The organism is Bradyrhizobium agreste (assembly GCF_016031625.1).
In the GTDB taxonomy this organism is placed as follows: domain Bacteria; phylum Pseudomonadota; class Alphaproteobacteria; order Rhizobiales; family Xanthobacteraceae; genus Bradyrhizobium; species Bradyrhizobium agreste.
Window position 1 is genome coordinate 32,831 of record NZ_JACCHP010000040.1, and the last position, 10,940, is coordinate 43,770.

General features: G+C 65.5%; 11 protein-coding genes. 3 read left to right on the forward strand and 8 right to left on the reverse strand.

The window, feature by feature from the left end:
• Positions 1–46: 46 nt before the first annotated feature.
• Positions 47–1,786, reverse strand: a complete 1,740-nt coding sequence (gene araD / locus HZZ13_RS35410) for an L-arabinonate dehydratase (protein ID WP_197964057.1) — start codon at positions 1,784–1,786, stop codon at positions 47–49.
• Positions 1,787–2,051: 265 nt separating this feature from the next.
• Here araD and HZZ13_RS35415 point away from each other — a divergent pair, with 265 nt between their 5' ends.
• Positions 2,052–2,471 (forward strand): response regulator, encoded by a 420-nt coding sequence (locus tag HZZ13_RS35415; RefSeq protein ID WP_197964058.1) that lies wholly within the window; start codon positions 2,052–2,054, stop codon positions 2,469–2,471.
• Positions 2,449–6,057: a PAS domain S-box protein gene (locus tag HZZ13_RS35420; RefSeq protein WP_197964059.1), complete on the forward strand. Its 3,609-nt coding sequence runs from the start codon at positions 2,449–2,451 to the stop codon at positions 6,055–6,057. The genes HZZ13_RS35415 and HZZ13_RS35420 overlap by 23 nt, the downstream gene beginning before the upstream one ends.
• 230 nt (positions 6,058–6,287) lie before the next feature.
• Here HZZ13_RS35420 and HZZ13_RS35425 read toward each other — a convergent pair whose 3' ends face one another.
• On the reverse strand, positions 6,288–6,923 hold the full coding sequence (locus tag HZZ13_RS35425) for a response regulator transcription factor (protein ID WP_091897867.1): 636 nt from the start codon (positions 6,921–6,923) through the stop codon (positions 6,288–6,290).
• Between the two features lie 149 nt (positions 6,924–7,072).
• Between HZZ13_RS35425 and HZZ13_RS35430 the strand changes: the two genes are divergently transcribed.
• Entirely contained in the window at positions 7,073–7,375 is a 303-nt protein-coding gene (locus HZZ13_RS35430; protein WP_197964060.1) for a hypothetical protein, read from the forward strand.
• A 20-nt stretch (positions 7,376–7,395) separates the two neighbouring features.
• On the opposite strand, the gene HZZ13_RS35435 is transcribed toward HZZ13_RS35430, so the two are convergent.
• The 6 genes from HZZ13_RS35435 to HZZ13_RS35460 all read right to left on the reverse strand — a co-directional run.
• Complete coding sequence (locus HZZ13_RS35435) at positions 7,396–7,899, reverse strand: response regulator (protein WP_197964061.1); 504 nt, start codon at positions 7,897–7,899, stop codon at positions 7,396–7,398.
• Positions 7,900–8,040: 141 nt separating this feature from the next.
• The gene (locus HZZ13_RS35440; protein ID WP_036015908.1) at positions 8,041–8,358 is read right to left on the reverse strand and encodes a hypothetical protein; all 318 of its coding nucleotides are present in this window, start codon (positions 8,356–8,358) and stop codon (positions 8,041–8,043) included.
• A 2-nt stretch (positions 8,359–8,360) separates the two neighbouring features.
• On the reverse strand, positions 8,361–9,239 hold the full coding sequence (locus HZZ13_RS35445) for a CheR family methyltransferase (protein ID WP_197964062.1): 879 nt from the start codon (positions 9,237–9,239) through the stop codon (positions 8,361–8,363).
• A gap of 61 nt (positions 9,240–9,300) precedes the next feature.
• Entirely contained in the window at positions 9,301–9,687 is a 387-nt protein-coding gene (locus HZZ13_RS35450) for a response regulator (protein ID WP_018321619.1), read from the reverse strand.
• Positions 9,688–9,718: 31 nt separating this feature from the next.
• On the reverse strand, positions 9,719–10,189 hold the full coding sequence (locus HZZ13_RS35455) for a chemotaxis protein CheW (RefSeq protein ID WP_197964063.1): 471 nt from the start codon (positions 10,187–10,189) through the stop codon (positions 9,719–9,721).
• 34 nt (positions 10,190–10,223) lie between these two features.
• Positions 10,224–10,940 (reverse strand): response regulator (locus tag HZZ13_RS35460; RefSeq protein ID WP_197964064.1); only part of this gene is annotated, 717 nt, incomplete at its 5' end.

Consider the following 10,940-nt stretch of genomic DNA (forward strand, 5'->3'; position numbering starts at 1 on the left):
GGTTCCGGGTTCGATGCTTCGCATCGCCCCGGAACGACGGTGAAAACTAGTAAATCGACGGCTCCCCGATCGGCGCGCCGAAATCGGTCTCCAGGAAGTCGAAGTCGCAGCCGTCATTGGCCTGCTTGATGTGCCTGGTGAACATCCAGCCATAGCCGCGCTCGAAGCGACGCTCGGGCTGCTTCCAGGCGGCGCGGCGTCTTGCGAGCTCGGCTTCGGGAACGTCGAGATTGATGGTGCGCGCAGCGACATCGAGCGTGATGCGGTCGCCGTTCTGCACCAGGGCCAGCGGGCCGCCGATGTAGGATTCCGGCGCGACGTGCAGGATGCAGGCGCCGTAGCTGGTGCCGCTCATGCGCGCATCCGAGATGCGCACCATGTCGCGCACGCCCTGCTTCACGAGTTTGGTCGGGATCGGCAGCATGCCCCATTCCGGCATGCCCGGCCCGCCCTGCGGCCCGGCATTGCGCAGGATGAGGATGTGATCCTCGGTGACGTCGAGATCGGGATCGTCAACGGCCTTCTTCATCGCGGGATAATCGTCGAACACCAGCGCGGGGCCGGTGTGCTTGAGGAAGCGCGGCGCGCAGGCGGAGGGCTTGATGACGCAGCCGTCGGGCGCGAGATTGCCCTTGAGCACGGCGAGCGCGCCCTCCCTGTAGATGGGATTGTCGATACCGCGGATCACGTCGGCATTGTGGACCTCGGCGCCCTCGATATTCTCACCCAGCGTCTTGCCGGTGACCGTGATGCAGTCGAGATGCAGATGCGGCTTGATCTGGGCCATCAGCGCCGGCAGGCCGCCAGCGTAAAAGAAATCCTCCATCAGGTACGTATCGCCGCTCGGGCGGACGTTGGCGATGACCGGCACCTTGCGACTGGCCCTCTCGAAATCGTCGAGGCCGATATCCTGGCCGGCGCGGCGGGCGTGCGCGATCAGATGGATGATGGCGTTGGTGGAGCAGCCCATGGCCATCGCGACCGCAATCGCATTCTCGAAGGCCTTTCGGGTCTGGATCACCTTCGGCGTCAGATCCTCCCACACCATCTCGACGATGCGGCGGCCGCATTCAGAGGCCATGCGGATATGGTTGGCATCCGCGGCGGGGATCGATGAGGCGCCCGGCAGCGTCATGCCGATCGCTTCCGCAATGGCGGTCATGGTCGAGGCGGTGCCCATGGTCATGCAGGTGCCGTAGCTGCGGGCGATGCCGGCCTCGATGTCGAGCCAGTCCTTGTCGGAGATCTTTCCGGCGCGGCGCTCGTCCCAATATTTCCAGCCGTCGGAGCCGGAGCCGAGCGTCTTGCCCTTCCAGTTGCCGCGCAGCATCGGGCCTGCCGGCAGATAGATCGCCGGAATGTTCATCGAGGTTGCGCCCAGGAGCAGCGCCGGGGTGGTCTTGTCGCAGCCGCCCATCAGCACCACGCCGTCGACGGGATGGCTGCGGAGCAGCTCCTCGGCGTCCATCGCCAGCAGGTTGCGATAGAGCATGGTGGTGGGCTTGAGCAGCGATTCCGACAGCGACAGCGCCGGTAGCTCCAGCGGCAAGCCGCCCGCCATCAGGACGCCGCGCTTGACGTCGTCGACGCGCGACTTGAAGTGCATGTGGCAGGGCTGCGCGTCCGACCAGGTGTTGAGGATCGCAATGATCGGGCGGTCCTGCCACTCCTCCGGCGCATAGCCCATCTGCATGGCACGGGAGCGATGGCCGAACGAGCGCAGATCGTCCGGCGCGAACCAACGCGCGCTGCGGAGCTGGTCGGGCGTTTTCTTCTTGTTGGTCATCTCTTTCCTTGTCCGTCCGGAGGATTCGCCCTGCTCTTCTCACAGGCCGTCCATCCCCGGCAAGGCGCAGGGCGGACGGAGGGCGGTCCTCTGCTATGCACTCAGGCGTGCACACCGAACAGTGCAGCGCAATAAAGCGGCAGGCGGGGCCCAAGAGGTTCCGAAGTGCTTGCCGGCCGTCGTGAATCCGCGCAACAATTTCGTGTTCATTGGTTTGATTTGCGGTCGCTGGGACACTCCCTGCCGACCGCGGAGGATTTCAGGCGTGGCCAACATCCTGATCTTGGATGATGATCCGGCCGTCCAGTTCACCATCCGGCTGCTGCTGGAACGGGCTGGTCATCACGTGACGGTCGCCGGGGATGGCTGCAAGGGGCTGGCGCTGTTCAAGGCCAGCCGGTTCGACCTGCTGTTTCTCGCCATCTTTATGCCCGGTATGGACGGATTGGAGACGATGCGTCACATTCGGACGCTGGCCCCGGCCGTTCCGACCGTCGTCATCTCCGGCCGTTCGATCACGCCGGATGCCGATGCGGAGCCGGACTTCCTGAAGATGGCGACCAAGCTCGGCGCGGTGGCCAGCCTGCAAAAGCCGTTCCGGCCCGATGCACTGCTTGCCGTGGTCGCAGATTGCCTGAAGGCCCGCGCGCCGGAGAGGTCCGATGTCCGCTCCGGCCGCCGATGACAAGAACACCTCCTCTGCTGCAAGCCAGAAATGGCGCAGCGATGCGGCAGGTCCGGCGAAATTCCCCATGCGAGCAGCAACGACGCTGGCCACGCGGCTGGCCATCGCGATGATCCTGCTGGTGGCAGTCACCGTGGCCGCGGTCGGATGGCTGGGCTATCGCAACACCACACAGGCCGTCATTCCACGGGTGCTGGAGCGGGTCGAAGCCCAATCGCGCCTGCTCGCGACCAATCTTGAATCCTACGTCGCCGGCGTGCGCGGCGATCTGGTCGGGTTTCGCGCCGCAGCGGCAATCAACGGCCTGATCCGCGCTCATGGCGGCGGCGGGATCGATCCTGTGGACGGCGTCTCGGAGCAAACCTGGCGCGAACGTATCGCGGCGCGGCTCGCGGCCGAGATCGATGCCAAGCCCATCTACGGGCAGTTCAGAATCATCGGCGTCGACAACGACCAGCGCGAACTGGTCCACGTCGATCGTTCGGGTCCGAACGGAGCAGCCCGGATTGCCCCGGACAGCGAACTGGAGCGCAAGAGCGACCGAGCCTACTTTCAGGAAACCATACGGCTCGGGCCCGGCGAGATCTATGTGTCTCCCATCGAACTCGCGACCCGTCACGGGGGAACGACGGCGCCTCACGCGCCGACTTTGCGCGCGGCGATGCCGCTGTTCACAGCCGACGACAAGCCGTTCGGCATCATCGTGGCCAATATCGACATGCGCCCGGCACTCGACCGGGTCCGCGCGACAACGACCTCGGGCGGAGAGATCTACGTCGTGAATGCGCGCGGCGATTATCTCGTCCATCCCGACCAGGCGCGGGAGTTCGGAGCATCGCGCGGCCATCCCACCGATTGGCGCAAGGACTTTCCGTTCTTCTCAGCCCTGGCCGGCACGTCCGAGGTGGCCACACGGCTCACAACCGATGAGTCGGGTCGGACGAGCGGCGCGGCGTTCGCACCGATATCGCTTGCGAGCAAGGAATGGGTCGCCATCATCGTGACCATTCCCGCGTCCGTGTTCGGCCGCGTGCCGGCCGCCATTCAAAAAACGTCCCTGCTGGTCGGCGTGTTGGCCGTTCTCGCCGCGGCTGCGCTCGCGGTGCTGCTGGCGCGCTCGTTGACCCGACCGATCGGGCGTCTGACGGAGGCGGTGCAGGCCATCGGCAGCGGACGTCCCGCCGAGATCCCAATCGATGCCAGCGGCGAGACCGGCGTGCTGGCACGGGCCTTTGCGCGGATGGTGGAAGAGATGCGCGCGAAAACAGCCGCGCTCGAGCGCGAGATCGAGGAGCATCGCCGCACCGAGGCCGCGCGAAGCCATCACGCGGCACGCGAAAGCCTGTTCAGTGCCGCGGTGGAATCGTCCGACGACGCGATCGTGATGCAGACGCTCGATGCCATCATTACCGGCTGGAATCCGGCCGCCGAACGCCTTTACGGCTATACGGCGGAAGAGGCGATCGGCAAGCCCACCTCGATCATTGTCCCGCCCGACCGCCGCGAGCACGGCAAGGACTATCTGCGGCGCATCGCCCGGGGCGAGCCGATCGAACGCTTCGAGACCGTTCGCCTGCGCAAGGACGGCACGCCGGTCGAGATTTCGCTTGGCCTGTCGCCGATCAAGGGACCGTCGGGCGAGATCATCGGCGCGTCGGGAAGCGCGCGCAGCCTGACCGAGGCGCGGCGCGCCGAGCGGGCGCTGCAGCACCAGCTCGAGGAGCGGCGGCAGATCTTCGAGACGTCGCAGGACCTGATCATGATCATGGACGCGCGGGGCCTTGTCACGCAGATCAGCCCGAGCAGCGAGACCATTCTCGGCTATCCGCCGGACGAGATGATCGGCCGCAGCGGCGCCGACTTCATCCATCCCGATCATCTGGAGCAGTCCCGTGCCGAGATGCGCGCGATGCGCCGCGGCGAGCGCGTCAAGCTGGCCGACACCCGCTGCATCCACAAGAACGGGCACGAGGTCTGGCTGTCGTGGCTCGGCAGCTGGTCCGAGCCAGCCAAGCGCTTCTTCTTCATCGGGCGCGACATGACCGAAGCGCGGCTCGCGCAGGAATCGCTGCGCGAGAGCGAGCGACTCGCCCGCAACATCGTCGAGACCTCGCTCGACGCCTTCGTCCAGACCGACGAGACCGGAAGCATCCTGAACTGGAACTCGCAGGCCGAACAGCTGTTCGGCTGGCGGCGCGACGAGGTGCTCGGCAAGAGCACGATCGACCTCATCGTCGCCGAGAGCGAACGCGACAGGGTCAGGGCGGGGCTGAAGCAATTCCTGGCCAACGAGGACGGCCGGACGCTGAAACGCCGCCGCGAGCTGATGTGCCGCCGCCGCGACGGCAAGGAATTCAAGGCCGAGCTGAGCGTCACCGCGCTGAAGCAGCGCGAGGGCCTGCTGTTCAACGTCTTCTACCGCGATCTCACGGAGAAGATCGCCGCCGAGGAGCGCATCCGCCACGCCGAGAAGATGGAGGCTCTCGGCCAGCTGACCGGCGGCGTGGCGCATGACTTCAACAACATCCTTACCGTCATCACCGGGACGATCGAGATTCTCGCGGAGGCGGTCGCCAAGGAGCCGCAGCTCGCGGCGATCACGAAGATGATCGACGAGGCCGCCGCGCGCGGCGCCGATCTGACCCAGCACCTGCTCGCCTTTGCGCGCAAGCAGCCGCTGCAGCCGCGCGAGATCGACATCAACACGCTGATCGTCGACACCGCGAAACTGTTGCGTCCGACGCTCGGCGAGCAGATCCAGATCGAATCGGTGTTCGAGGACGAGAATTGCGTCGCCATCGTCGATCCCAACCAGCTCACCACCGCGATCCTCAACCTCGCGCTCAATGCGCGCGACGCCATGCCCGGCGGCGGCAAGCTGATCGTGGAGACCGGCGCCGCCTATCTCGACGAGGTCTATGCCAGCGCCAACGACGTGCCGCCGGGGCACTACGTGCTGATCGCCGTGAGCGACACCGGTACCGGAATCCCAGCGAACATGCTGCCCCGGGTGTTCGATCCCTTCTTCACCTCGAAGGGACCCGGCAAGGGCACCGGACTCGGACTTTCGATGGTCTACGGCTTCATCAAGCAGTCCGCAGGTCACATCAAGATCTACAGCGAGGAGGGACACGGCACCACGATCAAGATGTATCTGCCGCCCGGCAAGACGCCGACGGCGGTCGGCGAGGGCGTGACACCAGCGACGATCGAGGGCGGACACGAGACGATCCTGGTGGTCGAGGATGACCGGCTGGTGCGGGACTACGTGCTGGCGCAGCTGCATTCGCTGGGTTACGTCACTCTACAGGCGGCGAACGCCGCGGAGGCGCTCGCGATCCTCGCAGCCGGCAAGCCGTTCGACCTTCTGTTCACCGACGTCATCATGCCCGGCAAGATGAACGGACGGCAGCTTGCGGACGAGATGATGAAGACGCGCCCGGATCTGAAGGTGGTCTACACGTCAGGCTATACCGAGAATGCGATCATCCATCACGGCCGGCTGGATTCCGGCGTGATGTTGCTGGCCAAGCCCTATCGCAAATCGGATCTGGCGAGGATCATCCGCAAGGCGCTGAGCGGGTGATGTTTGGGAGTCATTCCGGACGCGCGTAGCGCGATCCGGAATCTGGAGCGTCGGTAGCCTGGATGGAGCGCAGCGCAATCCGGGAACAATCGTGCGGCGCGCGCAAATCCCGGATTACGCTTGCGCTCCATCCGGGCTACGAAACCGTCGGTGAGGAGAGATGGGCCCCGGCTCGGCAGCGCATCATTGCATGATGCGCTGCGTCCGGGGCGAGAGAATGACCAGTCGCCTTACGACGCGCGCTGGGCCGCGGTCATCACGATGCGGATCAGGTCGGCGGCATTGCGCGCGCCGAGCTTCTTCATGATGTTGGCACGGTGGTCCTCGATGGTACGCGGACTGATGCCGAGCGTGCGGCCGGCCTCCTTGTTGGAGGCACCGGAGGCGAACTGCTCCAGGACCTCGCGCTCCCTGCGCGTCAGCGGCTCGCGGCCGGGGAAATGCAGCGAGCCGAATTTCGGCGACGCGTTCTCCGCCTGCCTGCGTGCATAGGCACCGATCGCCTCGTCGAGGCGGCCGACGATCTCGCTGCCGCGGAACGGCTTCTCGATGAAGTCGAGCGCGCCGCTCTTGATCGCGCCCACCGCCATCGCGATGTCGCCCTGCCCGGAGATCATGAAGATCGGCGCCGGATAGTCCTCGCCGTGCAGCTCCTTCAGGATGTCGAGACCCGACTTCCCGGGAATATGCACATCGAGCAGGATTGCAGCCGGCGTGCGGTTTCGCGCGACGGAGAGCAGCGCTGCACCGTCGGCGAAACAGATCACCTCATAGCCCGCCGCCTTCAACACCATCGACAAGGTGTCGCGAACGGCAGGGTCGTCATCGACCACGAAGATTTCACCGCGAGAGCTTTGTTCCGCCATGTGCCACATCCGGTTGGCATGAAGGACTCGCGTCCGCGCCAATCGTTATGGCGCTCGGCGCGGATTCGGCCCACCCGTATTTGTACGGGACATGGACTTAACGCACAAGTAGCGGCATGGCGCCTAATTGCAGTGGAGGGAGAATATCCATGCTAAATTTGGCCGACACGTCGCCTCCCGTCGCAACGTCCGAAGTCGAGAGCCGTGAGCTGATTGCGGCGGACCTTCGTTTGCTGGTCGCACAGATCGAGACCAGCATGCGCCGGATCGCCGCAGCCATGGATCAAGAACACGGCAGCGATCCGGAAGGTTCCGCAGATGTCGTCTTGCTCGACGACGTCACGCCCCGCTACGCCAGCGCGAGCGCGGCCCTCAATGCCTGCCGGGCGGGCCTCGGCCACGCCCTGCAATGTCTATCGGAATCCGGCAACGCGGCCGGCGGCCGCGTCTGACCGCCTGGCGGCTCCGCAAGCTAGGCGCGGTGCCGTTCCACGATCGCGTCGGTGGCGACACCACCCCAGGTGTGAATCGCCGGCAGGCCCATCGCGGTCTTGCCGAGATTGGCGAGGCTGATGCGCAGCGCCGCGAGATCCAGCGGCTTCGGCAGGCTCTGGAGCTCGATCCCGACGGAACGGGCGAAGCTGCGGGCGGCACTGCGGCGCTTGCCGTCCATGCCGCTGATGACGATCACGGAGCCTGCAAACTTCGCGCTCGCCATCTCGCGCAGCACGTCAATGCCGTCGCCATCCTCCAGCACGAGATCGAGCGTCACGCAGTCGAACCGCGCGGCGCGCAGCTTCTCGATCGCGTCCGCCACGGATGGCGCCACGGTGACCTCGTGGCCCGCCTGCTTGGCCGCGACCGTGATCAGGCGGCGCTGCGTGGCGTCGTCATCGACCACCAGGAGCTGAAGTGCACGCCGTTCAGTGCCGTCGGGCAGGTTTGGCGAGATCGCGGAAAGAGAACTTCTGGGCATTGCCGTATCCTGAGATTGAGAGCGTCAATGGATACACGGATCGCGCTTCAGCCGCGTAAAGCTGCCGCGAGCAATTGACTCGGAAATGTTCAGCAAATGTGAAGCAAAGTGCCGGAAAGCGTCGCGACGGCGGCGGCGAGATCAGGCCGCGGCGTCGTGGCCGCCGGCCGCACCGCGCTTCTTCCGGTTCTTGCCGCGCAGGAACTGGATGTCCATTTCGGCGCCGTTGACACGGACCAGCTCGCAGCGACGATAGGCGAGACCCGTGGACGACAGCAGCAGGAAGAACTCTTTCAGGTTCAAGCCCTGGATCGAGCCCTCCACCGTGAGAACGGCGTCGGTGTCGGAGATCGCATTGAGCTTGCAGTCGCGCCGCCAGGTCCCGTCGATGGCCATGATGCAGACATCATAGCCGCGGCTGAAGGTCACACGCTCCGCGCCCTTGCCATCCTCGGCCATGATTATCGTCCCGCCATCGCCGCCATGCGCGGCGGCGCACCGGCGAGAACCGGCTTGGCCGCTGCCGCGCGCGGATCGTTTGGCTTGTAGAGGCCGCGCCGCTCTGGAATCGGCCGGAACGTGTCGGTCAGCCCAACCACGGTCTCGGCGGCGCCAAGCACCAGGAAGCCATCGGACTCGATCTGGCGCGCCAGGCGGTTGAAGACGTTGATCTTGGTGTCCTGATCGAAATAGATCAGCACGTTGCGGCAGAAGATGGCGTCGAAGGTGCCGAGCTGGGCGAAATCGTGCAGCAGGTTGAGCTGGCGGTGCTGGACCATCGCCCGCAATTCGGGATTGATCTGCCAGGTCTCACCGGTCTGCTTGAAATATTTCACCAGCATCTGGATCGGCAGGCCGCGCTGCACCTCGAACTGGCTGTAGACGCCGGCCCTGGCCTTCTCCAGCACCTCTTGCGACAGGTCGGTCGCGATGATCTCGACGCGCCAGCCGGTGAGGGCCGCGCCCATCTCCTTCAGGCACATCGCCAGCGAATAGGGCTCCTGCCCGGTCGAGCCGGCGGCACACCAGATGCGCACGCTGCGCTTGGCCCCACGCGCCTTGATGATCTCCGGCATGATGTGGTCGCGGAAATGATCGAACGGGACCTTGTCGCGGAAGAAGAAGGTTTCGTTGGTGGTCATGGCCTCGACCACGTCGGTGATCAGCTGGCGCGAACCGCCTTGCAGCTTCTGCACAAGCTCGGCGATGCCGGACATCCCGGCCTTGCGGGCCAGCGGCAGCAGGCGGCTTTCGATCAGATATTGCTTGTCTGCGGACAGGTCGAGACCGGAATTATCCTTCAGGAACTTACGCAGATACTCATACTCGGTCGGGGTCACGAATGGCCTCTCGAAAGCTGTACTGGAACACTCCGACCCAAGCACGTTGGGCCAGACACACTCAGACCATGGCTTGTCCGACCGGGATCAGACCGACTTCAGCGAACTTGTCGGCGATGATGTCTTTGTCGAAGGGCTTCATGATGTACTCGTTGGCGCCGCCGCTGAGCGCCTGAGCGATATGAGCCACGTTGTTCTCGGTGGTGCAGAACACGACCTTGGGCTGGTCGCCGCCGGGCAGGCGGCGCATGTGGCCCATGAACTCGAAGCCGTCCATGACCGGCATGTTCCAGTCGAGCAGCACCGCGTCGGGCAACTGCCGCTGGCAGATCTCGAGCGCCTTCGAACCGTCCTCGGCCTCGGTGACCTCGAACTCCAGGCCTTCCAGGATCCGGCGCGCGATCTTGCGTACCACGCTGGAATCATCGACCACCAAACACGTCTTCATTTCGGTTCTCCGGCTTCGATGTTTCGTTGGCTCAGGCAGCCATTTGCGACTTGGTTTCGAGCTCGAGCACGCGGTCGACGTCGAGGACGACCATGAGCTGGCCGTCGAGGCGGTGGACGCCGCCGGCGAGCTTGGCCATGCGGGGGTCGAGGTTGACGGGGTTTTCCTCCTTGCCGTCCTCGGGCAGGCGCAGCACCTCGCCGATCTGGTCGATCAGGAGGCCATAGGATTCGCCGCGCAAATCGACGCCGACCGCCATCGCGGTCTTGCCGTCCTCGTCCTTGGGCAGGCCGAGGCGCGAGCGCATGTCGACCACGGTGACGATGCGGCCGCGCAGGTTCAGCACGCCGGCGATCTCGCGCGAGGCCAGCGGCACGCGGGTGACGCGCTCGGGCATGAACACGTCCTGGACGCGCGAGATCGGCAGGCCGAACAGCTGGCCGCCGATCATCGCGGTGACGTACTCGACCATGGCGCCTTCGCTGGACTGGGTCTTGCTCATCTTGCGTCTCTCCTGATCCATCCCGCTTCAGGGCCTAAGCCGCGGCCGCCCGGCTCAGCTCGGAGGCGCCGGCGGCGCCCGCGGTCTGCTCCTTCAGCGCCGCGATCAGGCCGGGACGGTCGAACTTGGCGACGTAATCGTGGAAGCCGGCCTGACGGCCGCGCTCGATCGCCGCCGGCGACACCAAGGCCGAGAGGCCGATGATCGGCGTTGCGGCGAGGTTGTTGTCGGCGCGGACGACTTCGGCGAACTCGAACCCGTTCATGTCCGGCATCTCGATGTCGGTCAGGATCACGTCGAAGTTCTGGGCGCGCAATGCGGCGAGGCCCTCCTGCGCGGTCGGCGCGGTGCGGACGCGGTAGCCGGCGGCCTTCAGCACCGGCGCCAGCATGTTGCGGAAGAACGCGCTGTCGTCGACCAGCAGCACCGACTGCGAGTGCAGCGACGGCTTCATCTCCTTGCGGGTGAACCAGTCGACGAACGCCATCGGCAGGAAGTGGCCGACGTCGATCACCTCGGTGGCCTGGCCCTTGATCACGGCCGAGCCGAGAATGCCGGAGGAGGAGCCGCCGACCTCGATGTTGAGCCGTTCCTCGACGATGTCGATGATCTCGTCGACGACGAGGCCCATGGAGCGGCCGTCGTCGGCGAACACCAGGATCGGCTGGGCGCCCTGGCTGGCGATGGTGACGCCGTCCATGGCGACCAGCGGCATCAGCTGCTCGCGGTACTGCACCATGTAGCGGCCGTT